The sequence below is a fragment of the Brevibacillus jepli genome (genome assembly GCF_047229145.1).
Classification (GTDB): Bacteria; Bacillota; Bacilli; order Brevibacillales; family Brevibacillaceae; genus Brevibacillus.
This window is the reverse complement of record NZ_JBFEFW010000006.1, coordinates 159,759-183,399: the sequence shown is the minus strand read 5'-3', so window position 1 is coordinate 183,399 and position 23,641 is coordinate 159,759. Positions and strand designations below refer to the sequence as shown.

Here is a 23,641-nt window from a genome sequence, read left to right as displayed (position 1 = left end):
AGCGAACTCAATGGATATCTTTTTGATTTGTGCTAACCTTCAAGACGTGCTAAAGATGCTTCTAAACAGAAATGGATGCCATGTCCGAAAATAATATGCGGTTTCAGATTTCGATTATTATCAAACTTGAAGCATTTTCAAATATACTCTCATCCCGGTTGGCTGATCCAATCCAAGCCAATAGGATCTCCCCTTTTTTATTTGTGACTGACTATTTCCGGATCTATAGATACGATACGCTTAGTACCTAATCTAGGAATCGAAAGCGTAAAGTTGCTTCCACCGTTTAATAGGTGTATCCCTCTAATTGATTATGGACATAAATGAAATAATGTATATTTGTAAAAGAAGGTGACGAAGTGGCAAGTATTCAGAAACGTGGAGAAAACTCTTGGAGGTTAACTGTAAATGCAGGAAAAGACACAAATGGCAAGTATGTTCGTCACTGTAAAACGGTTCGCTGTCGCACAAAAAAAGAAGCGGAGATAGAACTTGCAAAATTCCAAATTGAGGTTGAAGCTGGCGAATACATTGCTCCAGAAAAATTAACTCTAAATGCTTTTATCCATGAATGGAAAGATAAGTACGCCATAAAAGAACTTGAAACCAAAACAATGTCTATATACCTTAGAATTTTGGAGAAACGCATTCTCCCTATAATTGGGCATTTTCGTTTGTATCAAATTAAACCCATGCATATAGTCTCCTTGCTCAGCGATTTAGGCAAAGAAGGAAGCCGTCAGGATCGCAAGGAGGGGGTGCTCTCTTCTGGAAGTATTCAGTACGTTTATCGCGTATTGAAAAATATTTTCTCGAGGGCGGTTGAGTGGAGAATTATTAAGTCCAATCCAGTTGCCGATGTAAAATCCCCTAGAGTTGTTTATAAAGAAAGCGAAGTTTACGATGAAAATGAAATCCAGTTGTTGTTTCAAGCTTTGGAATGCGAGCCATACCATTGGAGAATGATGATCACACTCGCATTAACCACAGGTCTTCGGCGCGGCGAACTCGTAGCCCTTGAATGGAAACATATTGATTTAGAAGCTGGTACTATCCATGTGAAACAAAGCATTGCAAACTTTATTAACGGGAAACCCATCATTAAGGAACCGAAAACGAAAAAGTCCTTACGCAAGATTAGCTTGTCTGATGGTGTCCTCTCTGAGTTGAAGGAATATTACAAGTTCTGCACTCAAGACTGGGATAAACTAAAGGAGACTCGTGACGAAGAACATTTCTTTGTGTTCTTTAACCAGTATGGAAGAGCATTTTACCCTGAGAGTCCGTATCTCTGGTTCCGAGGTTTCCTTAAAAAGCACAAATTAAAATACATCAGGTTTCATGATCTGCGTCACACATCGGCTACTTTATTAATTAACAAGGGCGTTCATGCCAAAATTATTTCAGAGCGACTGGGTCATGCCAACATAACCACGACAATGAACATATATGGTCATGTCCTATCAAAGGCAGACAAAGAAGCTGCCAATAAGTTTGATCAAATTATTCCCCTTACTAATCAAAAAGAAGCATAATAACCCAAGCGATTGACATATCAATCGTTCGGGTTATTTGATTACTGTTCACTATAACAATACTCTTTCTACATTGCATCCCTCTGGGGAAATGCCCCCTCCCCCGCAGCCGGTCAAACCGTTCCGCATTTCGGACATCTTGGGACAAGCTTCGTCGAGCCGCGCTCTTTCGTCCATTCGAAATCCGTTATCGTCAGTCGCCCAAACATACTTTCCTTCTTAAGAAGCAGTTCGAGAGGTGAATCCGCCTCCAGGTTCACGTGATTGCCGTCGAAGGATGGTTTGATCCAGGTATACTCCGACCCGCAGCCGTCGTTACATCGAGTCGTTCCCCACTGTACTTTGCAAGTATCACTCTTGCATCTCCAGCTTGTATGATCGATTGCTTCTATATGCTCCGCCCCGCATGAAGGGCACATCACCTCCGCGATCCCCCATTCCATGCTTAGTTTACTAATATGGAGCGATAGTAGCTTTATAAATCGCTGCATGGAATGAATCTCCGTTTGGGATATGGGCAGCATCCCAACTCGATAATTTCCCCACGCGGTTGCATCCCCGTTAAGGTAGGCTTCACCAAAATTTATCAATCTGTGAATAACCTGTTCATTCTTTACATCGCTATATTTAAAGAGATCCAGAGGCAGAACGAAAATCGATTGATCGATATTGCCGGACGGATTGGCGACAAGGCCGCCGTCCAGTAAGGCTGCGGTATTTTTCTTCAGATCAATCTCATCTCTGCCAACGGAGCCGAGAACTGGCTGAATCCGTATTGTGAACTTTCTCGGACCCTTGATTCGCAGGAACTCTTCGCTTAACCATTTCCTCCACACTTTGTCCATCGTCTCGAGTTGATACTTCGAATCCCTCGTTAGATGCGGGCTCTCGTCCTTGACTTTCTTGAATAGATTACTTATCGATCTTTCCAACGTAGGTGTTGGCTTCCGCTTGAACAGAATGGTGTCCAAGCCGCGCCATTCGCATACGTCATAGTACAGCCCCAGCTCCTCGGCAATGTCCCCGATCTCGCACGCCATAGGGAGTCGGGCTTCGTGATGGAGAATCTCAGTAAGCTTCAATTCGACGTACTCGGACAGACAGCGGTTCGCTACCGAGCGACAGGCGATTTCGAAATGGTCGTTCGTCACTAAAACGTTAAGTTTAATCGCACCGTTCTCCGAGACGGTTACGGAGGAATCACCGGAGAACCGATAGTCCATGAGGTGGAACGAATAGAGTAGCACGATTTGGACGTAAGCTTGGTAATAATGATTCGGATTGAGTACAGCAGAGCTCGAAATGTCTTGGATCTTTTGATTGCCCTCATACTCAAGCAACTTGTTCCACAGCTTGAACATCTCTTGGTACCGATTATCCATTTTAATAATATTCGTAGGCTGGATCGGCAGTTCCAGCTTGCGATGCCTGTCGATCCCTTGAAAAAATGCAGTCGATACGATCGTGGTAAGCAGCTTCTCCAACCGCTTCAGCCGCGATCTCATCTCTTCGAGTTCGCCCTTCACCCCCGCTTCCGTCTCGTAGTCATACTTAGGGAGCAGCTTGTACAGAAACTCGGATCTCTTGTAATCCTTCATGATTTGACCGTATTGATCCCAGTCGATCAACGAATTTTTTTGCGCAAGCGCCTTCTTGATATCTGCATCCTTCTCGCTTATCAAGATTAACAATTTCTCGATGACCATGCGAAAAAACAGATTTTCGTAAATGTTTACGTCGTCCTCGTAAACCTCGGCGCGAAGCCTGGATGGAACAAGTCCGGTAATGGTCCGCGCTCTCCAATGCTCGGAATGGGAGGACAAATGCTGTAGTGCAGCTGGTCCAATGCGCTTCACCAATTCGACGTCCAAAATTTCTTCTTCGATGCGAAGATGTTGTCTAGGTTTGGTGCATATATTAAGTGCAAAAGGCAATGCCGCTTCGATCATTTCCAGAAGGGATTGGTCGTGGATACCCGTCAATGGATCGAGTACGTGCAGCAAAGGTATTTGCCCTTCTTGAATTCCGCGAATAACGTGATCTACGGAAGATGTGCCCACACCTATCCACTCCACAGATCTTCTGTGAAAGTCAGCCAACGCCTCGATCGACTTCTTCTCTACTTTCAGCGAATCCGAATACGTGAACGAATACCGCAGCGATTGATTTTGGCTCTTGATTTGAACGACACACGTCTGGTTCATTTCGAAATAACAAGGGATAACCACGACGTCGTTATCCCTTTCCAATTCAAAAGGGGAGCCATTCACTATAATTTGTTCGAGTGGGTCCTGGGAGGCATCTACCTCTAAGTAACTTAAATACGTCCCGATTTGCAGCGACTTACTGTTTAAGGGGAGGTCTTGACTATAGCCAAGCTCGTTTTCCAGTCTGATCTTGAGCATCTTTTACCCCCCTAAGCGCTGGATTTTCTGCTCGATAAGGGAGATGCTTTCCATGAATTCCCCTCTGCCAAACTCCGATTCTATCAGTTCGATTAGCTCTTTCAAACTATCCTTCAAATAGGTTTCATATCTGCCTTCCAGCTTACGAAGCACTTTATGCGCGAACAGATGATCCAACGCCTCCATCTTGCTGCCTCCGCAAGCGACGTAAACAGGAACAAACTTCTCTATCTGCGCTTTAATCCGATTGCCAAACGTGATATCAAGCTTGTCCCGCATATACTCGTCGAGCAACGCGATTTTCTCCCAGTCGCTTTTCCGAAGATCGTTCGTAGCATTCGTTTGGGCCGCTTCAATCAAATCGAAAAATTCGTCGTAGGACAAGGCGATCTTCTCGCTGCATTGCGCGCTGAAAGGCTCCTCTCTATGCTTGAAGTCCAAGATTTGCGCCCGATCGTATACTTTATCGGTAATCCCGAACGTCGATTCGTCCCTATTCGCCGTACCGATAAACCATATATTTTGCGTGATGAACAAGCTTTTCCCTTGATCCACCAAATACTTTGGTCGTTGATCGAGATGAGAGTCGTCATTTGCTGAAATAAGCGGGATTGTCCAATACTCTGGATCTTTCTCCATGACTGACAAGAAATCGGCGAAGTAATATTCAATTCTGGCCAAGTTCATCTCGTCCAGTACAATGAACCATATCTTGTTGCGATTTGTCGGTGCACTGGCCGTATAGACGAATTTGGTGAATTCCGTCTCTTTGAATCGCTTCGTAAAGTCGTTATCGTAGCCAAGCAGCTCGCGATTGTCCCTCCAAGAAGGCTGTACCGGAACGAGCGAGTTTTCCGCCCCGAGCGCCTCTTGAAACAGCCTCGGGAGGCTCGACTTCCCCGTCCCGCTCAAGCCTTGCAAAATTAACAGCTTGGAAGCGGCCAAAGAAGCGATAAAGGCACGGATCATCCGCTCCGAATAATAAAGCCCCTTTTTCTCCGCTCCGTAGGCTCTCATATATTTCACTAAGCCCTCGAGATCTTTGTTGCTCGGCATCGGGCGGAACGGAGCTTGTTCTAACAGACTGAGATCAATCTCATGCAATCCCGGGAACTTGCTTTGTGAGCTTTGCTTATACACATCGTTGATTTTACCCAGTTCATCCCTAAGCTGAGCATTCAACGTCTTAAGCGTCTCCGCCGTCTTCTTCGCTTGCTCCAGCTCCATGACACCGATGGAGAGATTGTCGGCTAACATTTCGGCGTCTCTTCGCTTCCGCCGTTCTTCATCGAGCACCCGATTGAGGTTGTCCAACGTCTCAGAAGACGCACGAAGACGCACTAGCTCCTCGGTTGAAGGCAACTGCGCCAGACGGTCACGCAAGGAATTATTCTCCCTTTTTTGGGCATCAAGCTCAGACAAAATCGTGTCAATGGATCGCTCTTCGTCCTCCGGGAGTAACTGCTTCAACTGCGACACTTGTGTTTTCAATTGGCGGATCGTTTCCTTATCCACCTCTTTTAACTCTTGCATCGATTCGAGCTCGCCCTGCAACTCCTCGACCTTCAACGGAGAAAACTTTGCCGCTCTGTCTTCCAAACTCGCTTTCTTGGACTGAAACTCCAGCTTCATATACTCGATATCTTCTTCCTGGAGCTCCAATTCCAGCTTCCATTTCTTATATTCCGTTTCCTTTTTCATTAATTCTGCAAGCTTCTGGTCGTATTCATCAGAGATCGCCCGATATCTCTGTTCAATTTGCTTCCTCGTTTCGTCCAATAACGTGATTCTCGTATGTTCTGCCTCTACTTTTACACGATGCGCTTCTTCCATTGCACTGCCGACCTCCAGCTTGGCTTGGGTCAGAAGACGCTCGGCTTCTTCTCGCGCAGTAGTCAGCAAATCGTGACTTTGCTTTTGCTTTTCCTGAAATTCTGTCTCCCATTTCAACGCTAACTCGTCGCGATAGCTGGATCGGATTTGTTCTTCGTCGTTGCGAATCGCCTCGATCATTTGTTCCTTCTGTTTTTGGAAGCTATCCTTCTCGTCGCGCAGCGCTGCTGATTTTTCGGTATATTCGGCTTGTACTTCTTCCCGCTTTTGTGAATATTCCTTCTCAAGCTCCTCCATCAACTGCTCGTACTCCTGTATTTTGATGAGGACGCGCTCATCCTTTTGCAGGATTTTTTGCGCTTCCTCCCTCTGCTGAGCAAGAAGCCGCTGGACATTGTCTTGTTTCGTAGGTTGATTGTCCTGCTTCGGTGCTTGGAAATTTTTTTTCGATCGTTTCGACATAAGCTGTGCTTACCTCCTCAAGAAGTGGGAAAAGAGTACGATCACCAACAGTTCGAGCCGTTCCATGACCCTTTCCGTTGACGTATCGTGATCAATCGTCTCTTTGTTGTAATGGGCCGTCTTATTTCTAACTTCTGCAACCAGATTGATGCTTTGGAAAAACTCGGGCATATCTCTGAAGACCATCAAGGACGCTGAATCTTTTCGATAATGAGCGTCGAGCAACAAAAAGAGCGCTCTGTCCTTGCTGCTGTTTCCTCTCATCCTGGCAACCTTCTCCATCCGATCAGCAAACTGAGGACTGCCATAATTGCTTGGAAGGTCGATCGACAGGTTCATCGCCATATCCCGAATCCGATTAGGAAAGTCGTACTTTTGTACTTTTCCCGCCAGCTCCTGACGCTTATCGATCTTTGCGATACAGTAATCCAACAGGCATTCCAACGTTCGCTGGCACCGCAAATAGAAAGTATCGTAATCCATATGACCGTCGGAAATACGATTGTACGCGCGTTTGACTGACTCTAACTGTTCTTTTAGTTCCTTGTATTCGGGCTGGTTGGCGATCGCAGGGAAGCGGACGAACAGTTCGATATCCAGATGATTATTCAGCGGGTACTTCTCCCTCAATTCCTCTAGCGCCATTTTGACGAAACCATCCAATCCGCTCTGAATCGCTTCGTCTCTATTTGCTTGATTCAATAAATGATTCGTAAACCACACATTCTCGTATGCGTCAAACGGTGACGCGGTAAATAGTCGATTCGGCATATCCGGATCGATGTATAACGACGCATCCGCATAAATCAGCTCAGGTGTATCATCCCAAATTTTAATATAGGAACGGCTGGAGATAGCATTTCGAGACGATGGCCGAGCGTTCTGCTGCTCCTCAAGACTCGCCGCCACCTCGCCGTCGTTGCCGACCTGCTCCCAATCCACCTCATCGTCTGCCGTCAGGTCGAAAGGCAGCTCCAAGCCGGAAGTGGATGAATCCACCTTTTCCGCTGCATAGTCTTGTTGAGCAGACTTGACGTTTCTTTCGATAAACTTTCTGATTTTCACTGCATGGGCAAGCTCATTGAAATTCGGCTTTGCGCTATGTGCTTTGTTATACGGAAGCAGCCATCGATCCGACTGTTCTTCGCGGCTTCTCGGCAGTGATTGAATAGAAAAATGCGGTACGATATCGCCGGTCAGCGCATCGCGAAACACGCATATTTTTTGGTAGTTTTCGCTCAGACTCGCATCAGAGCGTTGAATTACCTCTCCTGACAAAACTGCTTTCCCCGCCTCAGTGATCTTCCCGTTTTTGTCCAGGTAGTTTTTCTCTATGCAGGAGAGCTTTACAGCCTCTACGAGCTCGCTTGACAACGCCAGAGAGTGGAATATCGTGTGATCCTTTAACCGGTCTATGTGAGCCAACGAGAGGACGAATCGCTGCAAAATATCTACCTCGCCGATCATAGACTCAGGGACTAACGCTTTCCATACATATAGGGGCCACCCGACCTTCCTCTCGATACAGTGAGCTTTTGATGGTTCCTTCCCAAAGCTCGTAATATATGATTTATTCATAGTACCCCTCACTCTTGCACAGGTCGTAGAACTCCTTCAGTTCCTTAATTATTGTTCTTTCCCCATCCCAAGCAACCGTCTCGGCATCCCCGACCACGATGAGCAGTCTCTTGCCGCGGCTAAATGCGACACAAAGACGGTTCCTGGAGTCGAGAAAACCGACGCGATCTTTTACATCATGGTAGGCGTTAGAGCGGACCGTCGATAAAATTACGACATCGAATTCTTTACCTTGAAAAGAGTCGACCGTCCCAACGCTGACCCGCATTTGGTCGTGTTGGGTAAGGGTTTCGACTTGCTCCTGAATTTTGACCGCTTGGCTCTTATAGAAAGTAATAATCCCGATCGTATATGTATGATTCGCATGCAAGATTTGATGTAGCTCCGACATGAGCCGAGTTACTTCCGCATCCCTAGATTTGCTCTGATGGCGAGTAGCGCTCTCTGCTCCAGCGGATGGCTTGACGTCGAGCCAGGCAATCGGTTTGTCGTTGTATAAACCTAGCTGATGAAGCTTCTCTTCTCTCGGCATAGCCGAACGAAGAGGCTCCTCATAAAACGTACTGACAAAATCACCGATGACGGGGTGCATCCGGTATTGATCGTTCAACATAACGGTCCGATTATGCTCAGTGTACTTCGTCTTGTCCAGCATCGTGTACAATCTGGCGAACAATGTTTCTTGCAATAGCTCAGCAGCCTTCGGGTCTCGCTTCCGCTTCACCAGCTCATGCACGATGTCTTTTTCCAACAAGTGCGGCAACTGATTATGGTCACCCACCAAGATGATCTTCTTGCCCAGACTCATCGGAATGAGCAAATCAAGTGGGTTCGCCCGTGCCGCTTCGTCGACGATGACGTAGTCGTATTCAATGGATCTGTTCAGTTTCACGTTGGCCGCTTTTCTTGACGCGGCTTGCTGACAAGTCGCCGCGTTGATTTTTGCGTACTTTTCAATAATTTCCGCGATGTTCTGAGGGTTCTCCAATTCATCTTTAAACTCCCAGATCACGTTAGCCAGCGAATCCCGCGTCTGCTCAGCCTTGAGTTGAATGTCTTCCAAAATCCGCGTAAACAAAACCTCAAGATCTTTTTCGAGCAACGCTTCGTCCGTATATACCGCCTCTGTCGTCTCACCGAAAACAGTCGCTCTGATCCGATCGAGGCTGTCCTTATACCGAGTGAGCAATTCGTCAAGCTCAGATGCATCGGGCCCCGTTCGAAGCGAAGTCCAGAAATCGGGTATCTCGATCTGAAAATCCGTACAGAGCCTTAAAAATCGCACCAGCTTTGCAAGCTGGATCGGGCCATCGTCTTGAAACGCCGCCTTCGTCAATCGTTGATTCTCCAGTAGCTGGAACAGCTCTGCCGCCTCATTCTCTGTCTCTGCTTGGGAGTCAACAAGCTGATTGCGTTCCAACCGAGAAATCACAGCCCTGACTTGGTCTATGACGTCTTCTTCCACATCTACTTGGGCGAGCAGCCGATAGATTGACAGCAGCCGGAGCTTAACTTCGCTTCGATCGTGAACAAGATCTCTGCACTCCTCGATCAGCAACAACATTTTTCGAAAAGCGGCACGGTATTCACTGACACCTTCTCGCGCTAGTATCTCGTCACAATTTTGCGAAATTTGTCGAATCCACTTCCAGATGTACGAACCAGACTTTAATTCCGCCTCGCCCAGCCTGCCGCCAATTCGGTTCACTGGTAATCCGCCGTATTCTACATTTTCGATAGCGTTGTCTACCGCATCGTGTTGGGCGCTGGATACGAGGATTTTGACATCCCCGTCGTATAATTTTCCGAGCCTCGCAATAATCGCCCGGATTACCGTAGTTTTTCCGGTTCCGGGTGGCCCTTGAATAATAGCCATATCCGGCGTGTTTACGGCAATATTGATCGCTTCCCGCTGACGCTCGGTAAAGGTTATTTTTTTATCGCCAAAAATTTTCTTGAGCAATTCGTCGTTGACAGGCTCAAAATGCTTCTTCTTAACCGGATTCAAGGTTTCCCCCGATTGCAGCAGCAGCTTTAAGTCCAGCAACGGAGTTTGACAAGCGTCGATCTTCTCCAACGCTCGCACTCGTCGATCTGCCATCGTTTTAGAGCCCAAAAATGATCCGATCACATAACCTTTTGGCGGCAACGCATACATATCCGAAGCCAACGCAATTCTCAGCTCGGTATACCCTACCGGTCTGCTCTCGTTGTCTTTTAACACGGTATCGCCTACATAAATACTCTTTAACGAGGAGGAGATGTCCTGTGCGTTGAAATGCTCTTCGCTTACGACCGCGAATCCCAAGCTTGTCTGATAGAAGCTCGACGGTACCTTCTTCTCCACCTTGAACACGGCGACGCTCTTGCCATGCAGATCGGGAACGATATCCGCATCCACATATTTGATAGCTCCAAGCTCGTTTACTTCTTGCTTCATCGCTTCGATTTCTAGCTCGCTGTAGAGCGACCATAGCTTGAGCAGATGTTGATTATCCTTGACACTCTCGATAAATTTCTTCTGTGTCGCTTCGGATTGTTGCGCGGTATGTGTCAACTGGTCCTGAAACTCGATATTGCCGCTGAGCAACAAAATGGCGCCCTGGACATAGTTGTTTTTTCGCCTTCGCCAAATATCGGTGACCTGCATGATATTTTGCTTCGTTCTTTCAATTTTACAAAAGTAGTTTTCGCCGACCAACGTGAGCGACCCTAAATCACCGTCTTGTGCGGGAATAGCGAAGCATCTTTCTTTGCACAGAAACTCCGAAGTAAAAAACTGCGGCAGTTGTGTCGTGCCGATCCCCAATTTTCGAAGCTCACGATCGATAGACGAGTTGATGACGATGCTGAACAATTCCTCATCTGTAAAATGCACGGCGCCCGCATAGGTAAAGACTGTGATCGTTACGTTCCATCCGCTCAGTTGATCGATCCGAACTAATGATAGGCCGTTATATTGCTGAAGGTGATTGAGTATCTCCTTCTGGGCAGCCGTCTCCGCTTGCAATCCATACCGTGCTTGCTGCTCGCCCAGGATATACATTCGGTCCTCGATGATTTGATACTCGACGAACGTCTCCTCCATCTCCATCGGCAGATGAGACGACGCCCTGAACGTGATGTTTTTTTCGTTGCCAAAATTGACCTGCTTAGCTTCCAATGGAATCCTCCTGACTCAGCACAACGCCGTAATTGCAGATGACGCATTTGCCAAAGATGTCTTCCACCTCGTGAAGCTGATCCGTAAACTTATAGATCATCACATCGTCGCTCACGATGCGTATCCTCTTTTCCGGTGGCAATGACGCATTTTTCCTCGAACTCTTGTTGAAAAGCACGATCGTATGCGCCGGCAACGTATGGAGATAGATCTCATGGCTCGATGTAAGTTCCAGCACGGCTACTTTTTCGTCTCCGTCCAATGACGACGCAGGCTCGAAATGGCGCCTGCACAACAAATTGTATCCTTCCTTTAGAAGCACATCGCCCACATTTTTGGTTGGAACGTCCATCTTCTCTCCCGTGAAGACTTCGGCTTTTAACGTAATGGTTTCGTTGGAAACGAATCGGAAAGGCTGCGGACCGCGCGTTTGACACCAAGGACAAACTGCTTCTTTCCCCTCGAGAAAGTAGGAGGAGCCACAATCGGGATTGTTGCAATCGACGAGCAGATCTTCCGCTCGCTGGCATGCCAGCCGAAACTCTTGCATCGTTGGTCTTTTCGTATAGTCGTGCAAGCCATCGACAAACATCCGCTCGAATAGCTGTGCGAGCTCCTCAGTAAACACATATTTGGCAGGCAACAGCTTCGTATTCCGATTGCTGTCGTCTGTCGGATGGTCGATATAGACAGCCTCGCCACGCAGCGCTTCTTCCTCGCGTTCGGGCTCTTCTTCCAGCAGATCTTCACCCAACAATGGATGCCCCAATCGTAGCAGCTCAAATAATATGACCGCGAAGGCGTACGTATCAGTAATTGAATTCGGCTGGTGTCCGCCAGTAAACAGCTCAGGTGCGATATATCGCGGCGTGCCGAGAATGTTGGTCTTGAACGTCCCCGTCGAGGTGAGGTTATCCGGATCTATGAAGACGACCGATTTGACCTTTCTTGCAACCAATACGTTGCTTGGGGAAATATCTACATAGCTCAACCCGTGAAGGTGGAGATTGCGAAAGCATTTGCTTAAGGCGGCCCCGATCTCCAACCGCTTCTTTAACCCTCCGGTGAGATGGTTGTACCACTCAGCGAACGGAATTTTGGTTGACGCCGTCACGTAGTTAGTGAGCGGTTCATGCCCCTTCACCTTCTTCATGACGTACCCCGTATTCGGATGATCCAGTACGGCGATCGGCGTTACGACCCGTGCATCTTTGGGAACTCGTTGATTCATAATCCACAGAAATCGCTTCGTGAGTTCTTCTCTGCACTCTTTCGTCGTAAAGCAATGCTTGACGATGAATTCGTCCGATGTTTCGTACACGACACCTTGTGCGCCCTCTCCTACAGACTTGACGAGATGGTAGACCCTTCCAGATGTATCTTTTACCGTTTGACCAAGCAGATTGTCTCTCATATTAATTCCCTCTTGTTGTATATATTTAACATACAAAATGTGCGATCGTCGGTATGGTGCTCGGTCTTCCAATGGATGACCCACTGTTCGAGCTCATGCTGGAGATCGACGATATTCGACTTTAGCAGTTCACTATGCAGATATTCAGGCAACGCCGCTTTGCTCGCGGGCTCCAAATCCTCAGCTACCCCGTCTGTTGCCAGAATAACGGTTAGCGGCAGACTGGACTCATCAAGCTCGATGAAGTGGCCTTTCATCAAATCCGCAGCTCCGTTCGAAGCCAGCGACAGTGTCCGGTTGCTGAAGTCGTCCTTGTCCCACGAATACTCCGTAGTTTCCCGACCAAGATGACAAAGAATCATCCCGTCTCCGATTCCACCGACCAGCGCATATCGGTTTGTGACGATCAAATACAATAAGGTAGTGTCGAACTGCCGGTAATCGGCGACACCTACCTTAGTTTTCCAACGATTAATTAACTTGCGATGAAAGATGGTCACCACCTCGTCTGAAACATCCTTGTATTTCTCAAGGTCATGCTCGATCCACTCCTCAACGCAAGCGACGGCCATTTTCGCGCCCGTTGCAGAGTGCTTGCATGATCCTAATCCGTCCGCAACCGCCATACACGCCATATTCGGCTTGATTTTGACGAGAAAAGCGTCTTGGTTGGCTTGTTTTGCCAGCATATTTCTTGTACCGGTGACAGACACCGCATTCGTCTCCATCACCCGAGAATCGGTCTTCACTTGGTTGAAATCATAGGCGAAGTGGTGCTTCAACACGTTAGTACACCAACTCGTCCTTGCCGAACACATCGTCGAACGGGACATCGTCGAATGTATTCGGGTTTACGCTGACCGACCGCATACTGACAGATAACGTCACCCATTTGAAAAACTTCGCGATCGCCGCCGCGTCATTCGCCTTAATGACGGGCACGCCCTCCTTGTTGACAAAAGCTTTGAGCATTTCATAATTGGCATCCTGTCCAATGCCCATCGCCAGCTTCGAAGCCTTCTTGGCCCTTTCTGCATGATGCAACTGACGAACGGGTTCCCAGGTCAGGAAGTCGTCCTTGGACGCATCCTCGCTGTCGTATAAAGTCGACGGGCAATCCGTCGGTAAGCCGTCGCTAATTAATACGACTGTTGGCGTATAAGATCTAGCCGGAACCAGATACCTGTCCTCTATTAACGCAATTGCTTTCTCAATCGCCTCTCCCATCGGCGTATTGCCTGTTGCCGTTAACGGCTGCAGAGAAATCTTCTCTACATTTTCCAGCGGTTGCAGCACTTCGACATTCTGACCGAACGTGATTACGCAAAGCTTGATTTGTCCTCTTGCACCCTCCACATGGGCCAATGTATGGAGCATCTCTCTGAGCGCCACGTTTACCGTATCGATCTTGGCGCCGTGCATACTGCCGCTTGTATCTACGAGCAAAAAGACAGGCAATGGCCTTGCTTCTTGGATGACAAAGTTGTTCAGGTTCATCCCACACCTCAATAAATAGTAGATTTGTACCTATACCGGTAAATTCGACATATTTTTAATATAGTCTTTTTGACTCAGTAACATTGTTCCTTTATCCCTAGTTCAACATGAATTGTCACATTCCTCCATTAACTAACAAATACCTCCAATAGATTTTATGGAGGTAATACCATAATAATTTTACATAATTACAATTATATTATTGTCTATTTCAGAACGTCTGGGGTCATGTCTTAGCAACAGCAGATAGATAAGCCGTCAATTAGTTTCATAAAATTATCCCCTTAATAATTTCCCCCTTAATTATCAACAAAAAGCATAAGAACCCGAGCGATTGAGATAGCAATCGTTCGGGTTCTTCGTATACTGTTGACTATAACGGTTTCCCTTTATTACATTACATTCATGTGAGAAAATACGCTTATTTCGGCTAGTTGTTGCTGATGTTTAACACCAATTTAGCACCAACGCCCAAAAACAACCTCTGTACCACTCACACCAATAAACTGTACCATTCAAAGAACCTCTATTTATAAGGAACTTAGGCACCTGTATCATTCCGCACCAACAACGCCACACTCTCCACATGCCCCGTATGCGGGAACATATCCACCGGCTGCACTTCCTTCACCTCATACCGCTCCGCCAGCACCTTCAAATCCCTCGCCAACGTAGAAGGATTACAAGACACATAAACCACACGCTCCGGCTGCATCTCCAAAATCGTCGTCAACAACGCCTCATCACAGCCTTTGCGCGGCGGGTCAACGACAATCACATCCGCTCGTATGCCCTTCTCCTTCCACGCAGGAATAACAACCTCAGCAGGTCCAGCCTCAAACGTCGCATTCTCCACGCCATTCAACTGTGCATTCCGATTCGCATCCGCAATCGCTTCCGGCACAATCTCCACACCGTACACATGCTTGGACTTCTGCGCCAAAAAGAGCGAGATCGTCCCGATGCCGCAGTACGCATCAATAACCGTTTCCGTTCCAGTCGCACCCGCATACTCCAGCGTCTTGTTGTACAGCACCTCTGTCTGGGCAGGATTGACCTGATAAAACGAACGCGCCGAAATGGCAAACTTGATCGGACCGATATAATCATAAATCACGTCGCTGCCCCAAAGCGTCACGGTCTTTTTGCCAAAAATGACGTTGGTCTTGTCCTGGTTAATGTTCTGCACGATGCTCGTCACGCCAGCTACCCGTGCGCGAATCGCTTCCAATAGCTGATCTCGCTGTGGAATCTGCTCTTCCGTCGTCACGAGCACGACCATGACTTCCCCCGTCTTGACTCCTACCTTGACCACCACATGACGGAGTAATCCAGTGTTACGTACCTCGTCATATGCCCTGATATTCAGCTTGGTTGCTGCCTGCTTCACTGCTGCAACCGCCTCGTCATTGGCCTGATGCTGGATGAGGCATTCGTTCATGTCGATGATTGAATGGGATTTCTCTGCGTAGAATCCGCCGACCAACGCCCCGTTTTCCTCACCGATCGGTACTTGAGCCTTGTTGCGATAGCGCCATGGATCACTCATGCCGAGTGTCGGATGAACGGTGATGGCCCCTTCTCCATCGACTTGGAAGCCGCCGATTCTTCGCAGATTGTCCCGTACGATTTGCTGCTTGTGACGCAGCTGCTCCTCGTAAGCGAGATGCTGCAACGAACAGCCTCCGCAACGATCATACAGCGGACAGGGCGGCTGGAAGCGATGGGTACTTGCTTCTACTACTTCTGTCAGCTTGGCAAAACCGAAGTTTTTCTTCACATGATCGACGCGAGCATGCACTCGCTCTCCTGCAAGTGCGCCATCCACGAACAGCGTATATCCTTCAATCCGGCCGACTCCTGCTCCTTCGTGGTTGAGTCCGGTTATCTCCACTTCCACGGTTTGTCCGACACGTACAGGGACGTCCAGCTCCACTTTGGCTGTCGGGTGCGGACCGCGCCGCTTCTTTGTTGTCTTCGCCACTATCTTTTGCTCCTTTTGTCTTGCTCTATATTCCTCGCCTGCTTGGCTTTTCGATCCAGGAAGCATGCAGGGATGCTCAGCGTAAAGCGGCATCCCCACGGCTATTGCTATTCATTTTACTATCTTCTTACGGGACGAACAACTCGATATGCCCCGGCAACGCTTCCACGACGCAAGGCAGCTGTCCGCCCAGCTCACCGTCCAGATTGAGCTGAACCGTCTCTCCGCTAGGTGACGTGGCTTTGATGTAATCTGCTTGGAAATACAGGATGTTCGGGTCCTTCAGGTGCTCGCCGCGAACCGCCTGTGTCGCCAACCGAATAAACTCCGCAATGTTCGTCTTCTTCACCACGATGACGTCCAGCTTGCCGTCGGACAAATTCGCTTCTGGAGCGAGCTTGTCGAAGCCGCCTACCGAGTGGCTATTAGCGATGAGGAAGACCATGATTTCTTCATCCAACAGCACTTCTTTGCGGCTCTCCAGACGAACACGGATCGGGTGCAGCGACGGCAGCTTTTCCAATCCCTTGACGTAATACGCCATTTGGCCCAGTAGTGTTTTCAGCTTGCTCGGGACCTCGTACGTCAGATTCGTCAGTGAGCCGCCACCCGCGATATTCATAAAATAGCGGTTGTTGATGCGTCCCAGGTCAATGCGTTTCTTTTTGCCCTTGGCGATAATCTCCGTGGCACTTGTGATCGATTTCGGTATTCCTACTGCCCGGGCAAAATCATTGCTGGTTCCTGTGGGGATTATTCCTAGAGATGGACGTGCTTTCTGCTCAGCCATCCCATTTACAACTTCGTATATGGTTCCATCTCCACCAGCAGCCAGGATGACGTCAAAACCGCGAGCTACTGCACGAGCAGCTTCTTCGGTTGCATCATCTTCCCCTCTGGTCGCATAGCATGAAGTTTCGTATCCGGCCGACTCCATTAAATCGAGGATATCCGGCAATCGCCGACGCACGATTTCCCGGCCGGAGCTTGGATTGTAGATTAATCTGGCTCGTTTCAAGGCAGATCCCTTCTTCCTTCACTCGCTCACATGGGTACTCTCTTCCATCATATCCTGTATAGCCATTTTTGGGAATCGCTATGCTGAATGTAGCGTGATAATATAGAAAAAGATGGAAAACAAGGAGATAGGGGAGACGCTTGTGAAGAAGATTATCGTGGGAGTAGATGTGGGTGGCACTGCAATCAAGATGGCTTTGCTTACGCCAGATGGCGAGCTGGTGACAAAAGTGCAAGAACCGACGCCTGTTGCAAACGGCGAGGATGGCATATTGCAAAAAATCACAGACATGTCCCGTGAGCTTCTTGGGCAGCACGATTATTCTCTTTCGCAAGTCTGCGGAATCGGTGTAGGTGTACCCGGCCCTGTCGATGGTGCGAGAGGAATCGTCTTCCAAGCGGTGAATCTTCACTGGCGCCGACCCGTTTTATTGAAGGAAAAATTGGAAGCCCTTACAGGCCTGCCTGTCGCAGTCGATAACGATGCGAATGTAGCAGCGCTCGGTGAAATGTGGCAGGGTGCAGGCCAAGGTGCGCAAGACCTCGTTCTCATCACGCTCGGCACGGGTGTAGGTGGAGGCGTCATCTTGAATGGAAAGGTCATCCATGGCATCAATGGTGTGGGCGGCGAAATCGGTCACATAACCATGACGCCGGATAGCGGTGCCCCCTGCAATTGCGGCAAAAAAGGCTGTCTCGAAACATACACATCTGCGACCGCCATCATCCGCGAGGGGCGCTTGGCTGCTACGAACGGAACAAGCCCGGCACTTGCCGCTGTACTCGCCTCCAAAGGAGACATTGCCGCCAAGGATGTCCTCGAAGCAGCGGTAGCGGGAGACACAGCTGCAATAGCCATTACCGATCAAGTGGCGCTCTATCTCGGTCTCGCTCTGTCTCATTTGGCGAATGTACTCAATCCCGCGAAGTTCATGATTGGTGGAGGCGTAGCCGCAGCAGGTGACTTCCTCTTTTCCCGAATCCGTGAATCATTCAAACGCTTTGTTCCTTTCACCTACGTCGTTGAGTCTACAGAGATCGTTCCTGCCAAGCTCGGCAATGACGCTGGTGTGTACGGTGCAGGCTGGTTAATCCGCTCGCAAATGGACGAAGCCTGATCTCCCATTCTATAAAAAGAAAGGACGCTCCTGCGCGGATGATCACAGCATGAGCGTCTTTTTGGTATCATCTAGGAAGAAGCCTGCCGCGGTGCCAGCTCTGGTTCGCCGCCTTTCCCCGAAACAATCAGCGCAGCCCCGACAAGCACTGCGCATCCCCCCAATAACTGAAGCAGACTAAAAGCTTCACCAAACAACAACGCCGAAAATCCAAAGGTGACGACAGGCTCCAGCGTACTTAGCACCGACGCTTTCGTTGACCCGATCAATTGCAAGCCACGGAAGAAAAAGCTGATGGCCACCACCGTCGAAAACACAACGATTCCCGCCAGCGCCCACCATCCTTGTATCGTAAAAGATAGATCAATACCTCCGTCCTTTTGCGCAATGAAAAAGGTAGAAATGGCGGCGAACAGGGCTATGTACGCAGACGTCACATAAGACGAAACCCCTTTTACCACCCGATTCCCCACGACAATATAAACGGAATAAAACACCGCCGCGGATAAGGCCAACAGAACGCCCATCGGCCTAATCCCGCCAAACGACAAGCCCAGTACAAGTCCCAGACCGACGAGCGTGATCAGCATGGCGATGACTGTCTTTTTGGTCAGCTTCTCCTTCTCGACGAAGTAACTCAGCACGGCCACAAACACAGGAAAAGTGTACAGCAGCAAGGCAGCCATCGATGTCGGGATGTACTGAACCGCAGAGAAAAAGCTGAGCGATTGCAGCGTATACAAGATCCCACCGAGACAAAACATGGCGAGCACCTGTCTTTTCTCCAAGCGAAGCGACTCCTTACGCCAGAGCAACAAGCCGAAAAATAAGGCAGTAGCCAATAAAAACCGTAAAAACAAGAGCGTCGAAACAGACACACCCGCTTCGTAGGCGTACACAGCGAAAATAGACATGACGCCAAAGCCAGCAGCCGACCCAAATACATACAACACACCTACATACAGCGGATTCACAACATTTCACCAGCTTTCTCGAAATGGCAGCGACAAGAGACGTGGCAGGGCAGGGACCATACAAGCGATCAGTGCTGTAATCCCGCCCCTTCTCTACGGAATACTCGCGACGCGAGAAAAATAGTGAAGACCACATAGACAAGCGACGAGCCAATTCCCATGAGCGCATGCATCGGGTCGACCTTGCCATAAAACACTTCCTTGCACAGTGCCACACCATTGAAAACGGGCATCACGTAGTAATGCTCGGGGATGTCGACGGGACTTACTGGCATCAGCATGTACGACGGAACCATTGCCAAAAAAATGACCGCACTCATGTACGTCTGTCCCTCTTTAAACGACTTCGCAATCGTACTTAGAACAAGCTCCAGCCCTGCAAAGAGTGCTGCCAGCAGCAGGATGGTCACGATGAGCACAAAGAGCGTGAAGGGCGAGAAAAACGCGAGTGTAAAATGATCTCCCTCTGTCCCCATGGGCCCAAGACGCATGGCCAGCGTAACAGAAATAAGTGACGCCACTGCCCCCATTGTACTCATGATCATGACAGCCAACAGCTTTGCAGTGAGGATGTGCTTGGCATCAATCGGTGCAGTCATTAGTGATTCGAGCGTTCCCCGTTCTTTTTCACCCGCTACGAGATCGTTCGCTGCGGCCATTCCCCCAGATGCCAGCGACACCACGAGCATCAACGGAATAATGCCAGCCAGCATCCCTCCCGACTTCCTTTCCTCCGAGGCTGCATTTTGATAGGTAGAGACAATCGGTTGAATCGTCTGCTCGGACAAGCCCGCTTGGTTCAACCTTGTAGCTACCACTTGTTTGCTGTACGCTTCTATCGTCTGCTCGATCAACGTACGTGCATAGACGGATTTTTGATTGGTGGAATCGTAGGCCACCGATAACTGAGCTGTTCTGCCCGCCGCTATCTCTTCGTCGAAGCCTGCAGGAATTGTCAAAATAGCACGCAGCTGCCCCGCCTGCAATGCTTGCCCCGGATCGGGCGGCTCCAGGATTTGAACGCCCGGATTTTTTTGCAAAGCATCAATCAACAAGGATGAGCCTTGAACGACTAACGGGACATACTCCCTCGCTTCTTTTTCCACATTGCTATAGGACGTCCCGAGCAAAAAGAATACGAACGGAATGACGATTACCGGGATTAGCAACGTCCCCATCCACGCCTTGCGATCGCGAAACAAGTCCATCAGTTCTTTTTTCAGTACGGTCCAGATGACAGGCGAGCCCATTAGCCTTCGCTCCCTTCCACGACAGCCATGAAAATGTCGTCCAGATCATCTGTCCCAAACTGCTCGCGCAACGAATCCAAGCCTCCGGCAAATCGAAGCTTGCCCTTGTGCATGAGAGCAACCCTTTTACACAGCTTGTTGATCTCGCCCATGTTGTGACTGGAGAACAGGATCGTCTTCCCTTCAGCTTGCAGCCTTCTGACCATTCTTCGAAAGATGGTGGCAGCCGTCACATCGAGACCTGTCGTCGGTTCATCCAGCAAAATGACGTCCGGATCGTGCACAAGCGTCCGGGCGATCGCTACCTTTTGCTTCATTCCCCGGGAAAAGGCACCGACTCGCCTGTCGATAAATTCGTCCATCGCAAGCATCCGACTCAGACTGCAGGTCCGCTCCTGAAGCCTCGCTTGGTCCAAGCCGTATAAACGCCCGAAGTAAGCAATATTTTCCCGCGCTGTCAAACGGCTGTACAGACCCACATCTCCCCCGAACAAGATGCCGATTCGGCGCCGCACTTCAAGCGGTTGCTGTCGGACGGAAAACCCACTAATCTCGATGTCTCCCTCTGTTGGTGACAGGATCGTCGCCATCATACGCATCGTGGTTGTCTTTCCTGCACCGTTTTCCCCCAGAAGACCGTATACCTCACCTGCTTCCACGCGAAACGATACACGCTGGACCGCTGCGATCTCCTTGAATCGCTTGCTGACATCTTTGACCTCAATCAACAGCAGCCCCTCCTCTCTCGTTTTTCACTAGAATCGTACCTTCAGCAAGTACGAGGCCCGCTTTTCCCCCTGAAAGGTCACCTGTACGACACCCGTACGCCCGCGCAAAACTCGCGGAATGGCACCACTGACATGAAACTCCCGCCGCTCCTCGTCAACTCGTGCAACAGACACGGAGCCGGGAGGTGAAAATACCTTGTCGCCCTCCAGTGTGTAAAACGACAGGGTGATCTCTCCTGCTTGCCCATGTGCCTCTCCCGAAAAACGAATGATCTCCATCATTCCCGACACAGCTGATACTCCCGTGAGATCAAAAAGCGGGTGTCGCAGGTTCTCCAGCACCTGGCCTTTTTTCCAGTCCTGCAAAAACGCATCAAACTCCTGTACAGCAGCCATCCACGCAGTTGAGGAAGTCGCCGGGATACTCGAAGGCATCGCACCAAACACAAGAGCTGCAGAAGTCATCAACAGTGGCAACCAAATAGAAAACATGCTAATTACCTCCAATAATTGGTTGCCCTTAGCATGCCCTCTGAAAAGTTTCCCGTATGTGCCATCTGCGAATCAGAATCTTTTGACTTTAAAAACCCTGGCTCTCCAATCCTACAGGGGATAACGCTCTTTCCACTTCGTCAGAGAAAAGTCCTCGAACAGAGCGACGAAAGCCTCGGTATCGTTAATATAGTGACGGGTTTCTTTTGCCTCAGGATGCTTTTCCAGAAAAAGAGTCGCGACCAGATGGCTGACAGGAACACCTTCTGCTTCTTGATCGTAAATGCCCCGCTCAGCGAGCACCTTTCCAAAATAGCGTACATAGGTGACGGTTATTGTTTTTTCCTGACCATTTTCTTGCCACGTAGCAATGGAACGGTCGAATGTATCAGACGGTGAACCACCTTTTCCAGGTGCCACGCTTTCTCCTGCAACAGAAACGAGCTTCATGCACTTCCATCCTCCTTTTTCTTCCTGTACGTTCATTATAGGGGAGAGTGGAAATTGTTACAAATGATGTACAAGCTATTCCGCCTGTTGTATAATCAATTTACAAAATTTGTAAAATGCGAGGTGTTGCCTTTATGAGCTATTGGGCAAAGAAAGTCGTTGTGCTAACAGGTGGCACAAGCGGATTGGGACAATATTTGCTAAGTGAACTGACAAAGCAACATGCAAAAGTATTAGTGATTGGAAAACGCTCTTACGACCAGATAGAAAATCGCGAGGAGCTGTTCGAAAAATCCGGCAACAGCTATTTCTCCTATGATTTGCAGAATATTGATCAACTCTCGCAGCTTGCCGACAGTCTCAAAGCTGTGCACGGCTATGTGGACGTCCTGATCAATAACGCTGTTCATTTTGACGAGATCCCTTTTTCCGAGCTAACCAAGGACCACTTGTATAGTCATTTTGACGTCAATGCACTTGCTCCCTTGTTCCTCACCAAGCATTTATTGCCAGCCATGCATGAGCGCAACTACGGCCGGATCGTCATGATCAACACGGAATCCGCTCTGCAGGTCAAGCCTCATTTACTCTCCTACTCCGTCAGTAAAGCAGCGTTACTCACAATGACGCGCGCACTTGCCCAAGACTTGCGCGGAACCTCCATCACCGCCAATTCCTTGCTGCTCGGCCCTCTCTTGACACCAGACAACGAAGAATACTTGAACGAAGCAGCACAAAAGAAAAACCTCAACGTGGAGAATCTTGTTGAGGAAGCGATGAAAAGAACGTATCCGTATTGTACCAGCACGAAATATACCCCCATGGAGGCGGTCCTGTCTGTATTGACGACCTTGTGCAGTGACCATACAGCCTCGATCAACGGCATGGCTTGGCGCATGGACAGCGGCAGCCTCTCCACCATCTATTAATCTACTTTTTGACAAACGACCACTATCGAGTAGCAATCAGGATTCAACGCTTTCTCTTCCCAGCCGTCAAAGAGATGGAGCAGCGTAAATCCGTTCAGTGCTAATGTTTTCTCGATTTCCTGCGGGTACGTATAGCGCAAGTCGATTGTGGTTACTCTCTCTTCTTGCAGCTCATCCTGATCATAGAAACGGCGAATGGTTTTGTAATGCTGGATTTGGTTAATCGGATCATACTCCATTTTGTAAAAAATTTGCACATTCCGATTGTTATGATCCACAATCGTATGGTCATACTGCTCTTCTGCCGGCTGCAGCAATTCATCCGCAGACGGAAAGCGTGTGTTAAAAATGAAGGTACCGTTTGGAGCCAATACGCTATGTACCGATTTCAACAGCTCTTCCTGATGCTGATTGGTTAAAAAATGCTGAAAAACGTGGCCCACCATATAGACAAGGGGTGACTTCATCGGGACATCCAAAGCCCGACAATCCTGACGAAGCCATGAGACAGACAAGCCTGGCTTTGTTTTTTCTTTTGCACGCTCAAGCATTCCCTCATGGACGTCGATGCCGATCATCGTGTACCCGGCTTCTGCCATTGGCAATGTCAATCGACCCGTTCCACACCCCAAATCCATAATGGGCCTGTCGCCGACCTGTATTTTACCCGCCCAGTCTCGCAAAAACGGGAGCTCGGCAGTCCCATTGTTTTCCACGTCATATAATAATGGGTCTTCATATTCCTCCAAACTCCATGGAACACTCACGATGCCAATCCCCCTTTTATTGCCTTCGAATCGTAACCTCATTGT

Annotated in this window: 18 protein-coding genes; 3 read left to right on the top strand and 15 right to left on the bottom strand. The window is 48.8% G+C overall.

Annotated features, from left to right (window positions below; all coding sequences use genetic code 11):
• Positions 1-359 precede the first annotated feature (359 nt).
• Positions 360-1,535 carry a tyrosine-type recombinase/integrase gene (locus AB1L17_RS09105; protein WP_412844279.1) on the top strand — a complete coding sequence of 392 codons (1,176 nt, stop codon included), beginning with the start codon at positions 360-362 and terminating at the stop codon, positions 1,533-1,535.
• A gap of 113 nt (positions 1,536-1,648) precedes the next feature.
• Here the strand turns inward: AB1L17_RS09105 and AB1L17_RS09100 are convergent, their stop codons facing one another.
• From AB1L17_RS09100 to AB1L17_RS09060, 9 genes are all read right to left on the bottom strand, one after another.
• Entirely contained in the window at positions 1,649-3,940 is a 2,292-nt protein-coding gene (locus AB1L17_RS09100) for a DUF2357 domain-containing protein (protein WP_412844278.1), read from the bottom strand.
• A gap of 3 nt (positions 3,941-3,943) precedes the next feature.
• On the bottom strand, positions 3,944-6,235 hold the full coding sequence (locus AB1L17_RS09095) for an AAA family ATPase (RefSeq protein WP_412844277.1): 2,292 nt from the start codon (positions 6,233-6,235) through the stop codon (positions 3,944-3,946).
• A gap of 9 nt (positions 6,236-6,244) precedes the next feature.
• The gene (locus tag AB1L17_RS09090; RefSeq protein ID WP_412844276.1) at positions 6,245-7,813 is read right to left on the bottom strand and encodes a hypothetical protein; all 1,569 of its coding nucleotides are present in this window, start codon (positions 7,811-7,813) and stop codon (positions 6,245-6,247) included.
• Positions 7,806-10,976 carry a DEAD/DEAH box helicase gene (locus tag AB1L17_RS09085; RefSeq protein WP_412844275.1) on the bottom strand — a complete coding sequence of 1,057 codons (3,171 nt, stop codon included), beginning with the start codon at positions 10,974-10,976 and terminating at the stop codon, positions 7,806-7,808. The genes AB1L17_RS09090 and AB1L17_RS09085 overlap by 8 nt, the downstream gene beginning before the upstream one ends.
• Positions 10,966-12,390: a protein kinase domain-containing protein gene (locus AB1L17_RS09080; protein ID WP_412844274.1), complete on the bottom strand. Its 1,425-nt coding sequence runs from the start codon at positions 12,388-12,390 to the stop codon at positions 10,966-10,968. Before AB1L17_RS09080 ends, AB1L17_RS09085 begins: the two co-directional genes overlap by 11 nt.
• Complete coding sequence (locus AB1L17_RS09075; protein WP_412844273.1) at positions 12,387-13,175, bottom strand: protein phosphatase 2C domain-containing protein; 789 nt, start codon at positions 13,173-13,175, stop codon at positions 12,387-12,389. The genes AB1L17_RS09080 and AB1L17_RS09075 overlap by 4 nt, the downstream gene beginning before the upstream one ends.
• 1 nt (position 13,176) lies before the next feature.
• The gene (locus tag AB1L17_RS09070; protein WP_412844272.1) at positions 13,177-13,887 is read right to left on the bottom strand and encodes a vWA domain-containing protein; all 711 of its coding nucleotides are present in this window, start codon (positions 13,885-13,887) and stop codon (positions 13,177-13,179) included.
• Between the two features lie 541 nt (positions 13,888-14,428).
• Positions 14,429-15,871, bottom strand: coding sequence for a 23S rRNA (uracil(1939)-C(5))-methyltransferase RlmD (gene rlmD / locus AB1L17_RS09065; protein WP_412844271.1), 1,443 nt, complete (start codon positions 15,869-15,871; stop codon positions 14,429-14,431).
• 127 nt (positions 15,872-15,998) lie between these two features.
• On the bottom strand, positions 15,999-16,889 hold the full coding sequence (locus AB1L17_RS09060) for a diacylglycerol kinase (RefSeq protein WP_412844270.1): 891 nt from the start codon (positions 16,887-16,889) through the stop codon (positions 15,999-16,001).
• 112 nt (positions 16,890-17,001) lie between these two features.
• Here AB1L17_RS09060 and AB1L17_RS09055 point away from each other — a divergent pair, with 112 nt between their 5' ends.
• The gene (locus AB1L17_RS09055) at positions 17,002-18,006 is read left to right on the top strand and encodes an ROK family glucokinase (RefSeq protein ID WP_486599050.1); all 1,005 of its coding nucleotides are present in this window, start codon (positions 17,002-17,004) and stop codon (positions 18,004-18,006) included.
• Positions 18,007-18,077: 71 nt separating this feature from the next.
• Here AB1L17_RS09055 and AB1L17_RS09050 read toward each other — a convergent pair whose 3' ends face one another.
• The 5 genes from AB1L17_RS09050 to AB1L17_RS09030 form a co-directional block, all read right to left on the bottom strand.
• Positions 18,078-18,980, bottom strand: coding sequence for a DMT family transporter (locus tag AB1L17_RS09050; protein WP_412844268.1), 903 nt, complete (start codon positions 18,978-18,980; stop codon positions 18,078-18,080).
• Between the two features lie 68 nt (positions 18,981-19,048).
• Positions 19,049-20,230 (bottom strand): ABC transporter permease, encoded by a 1,182-nt coding sequence (locus AB1L17_RS09045; RefSeq protein ID WP_412844267.1) that lies wholly within the window; start codon positions 20,228-20,230, stop codon positions 19,049-19,051.
• Positions 20,230-20,958 (bottom strand): ABC transporter ATP-binding protein, encoded by a 729-nt coding sequence (locus tag AB1L17_RS09040; RefSeq protein ID WP_412844266.1) that lies wholly within the window; start codon positions 20,956-20,958, stop codon positions 20,230-20,232. The genes AB1L17_RS09045 and AB1L17_RS09040 overlap by 1 nt, the downstream gene beginning before the upstream one ends.
• A 27-nt stretch (positions 20,959-20,985) precedes the next feature.
• Positions 20,986-21,450: a hypothetical protein gene (locus AB1L17_RS09035; RefSeq protein ID WP_412844265.1), complete on the bottom strand. Its 465-nt coding sequence runs from the start codon at positions 21,448-21,450 to the stop codon at positions 20,986-20,988.
• Between the two features lie 111 nt (positions 21,451-21,561).
• Positions 21,562-21,900, bottom strand: a complete 339-nt coding sequence (locus tag AB1L17_RS09030) for a hypothetical protein (RefSeq protein ID WP_412844264.1) — start codon at positions 21,898-21,900, stop codon at positions 21,562-21,564.
• 134 nt (positions 21,901-22,034) lie between these two features.
• Between AB1L17_RS09030 and AB1L17_RS09025 the strand changes: the two genes are divergently transcribed.
• On the top strand, positions 22,035-22,829 hold the full coding sequence (locus AB1L17_RS09025; protein ID WP_412844263.1) for an SDR family NAD(P)-dependent oxidoreductase: 795 nt from the start codon (positions 22,035-22,037) through the stop codon (positions 22,827-22,829).
• On the opposite strand, the gene AB1L17_RS09020 is transcribed toward AB1L17_RS09025, so the two are convergent.
• Positions 22,826-23,638, bottom strand: coding sequence for a class I SAM-dependent methyltransferase (locus AB1L17_RS09020; RefSeq protein ID WP_412844262.1), 813 nt, complete (start codon positions 23,636-23,638; stop codon positions 22,826-22,828). The two genes, AB1L17_RS09025 and AB1L17_RS09020, sit on opposite strands and share 4 nt — an antisense overlap.
• Positions 23,639-23,641: the final 3 nt, after the last annotated feature.

Coding starts and splice junctions, on each gene's coding strand:
- AB1L17_RS09100 (WP_412844278.1), bottom strand. CDS start 3,940: ATGCTCAAGATCAGACTGGAAAACGAGCTTGGCTATAGTCAAGACCTC.
- AB1L17_RS09095 (WP_412844277.1), bottom strand. CDS start 6,235: ATGTCGAAACGATCGAAAAAAAATTTCCAAGCACCGAAGCAGGACAAT.
- AB1L17_RS09090 (WP_412844276.1), bottom strand. CDS start 7,813: ATGAATAAATCATATATTACGAGCTTTGGGAAGGAACCATCAAAAGCT.
- AB1L17_RS09080 (WP_412844274.1), bottom strand. CDS start 12,390: ATGAGAGACAATCTGCTTGGTCAAACGGTAAAAGATACATCTGGAAGG.
- AB1L17_RS09070 (WP_412844272.1), bottom strand. CDS start 13,887: ATGAACCTGAACAACTTTGTCATCCAAGAAGCAAGGCCATTGCCTGTC.
- AB1L17_RS09055 (WP_486599050.1), top strand. CDS start 17,002: ATGGAAAACAAGGAGATAGGGGAGACGCTTGTGAAGAAGATTATCGTG.
- AB1L17_RS09045 (WP_412844267.1), bottom strand. CDS start 20,230: ATGGGCTCGCCTGTCATCTGGACCGTACTGAAAAAAGAACTGATGGAC.
- AB1L17_RS09035 (WP_412844265.1), bottom strand. CDS start 21,450: ATGTTTTCTATTTGGTTGCCACTGTTGATGACTTCTGCAGCTCTTGTG.
- AB1L17_RS09030 (WP_412844264.1), bottom strand. CDS start 21,900: ATGAAGCTCGTTTCTGTTGCAGGAGAAAGCGTGGCACCTGGAAAAGGT.
- AB1L17_RS09025 (WP_412844263.1), top strand. CDS start 22,035: ATGAGCTATTGGGCAAAGAAAGTCGTTGTGCTAACAGGTGGCACAAGC.
- AB1L17_RS09020 (WP_412844262.1), bottom strand. CDS start 23,638: ATGAGGTTACGATTCGAAGGCAATAAAAGGGGGATTGGCATCGTGAGT.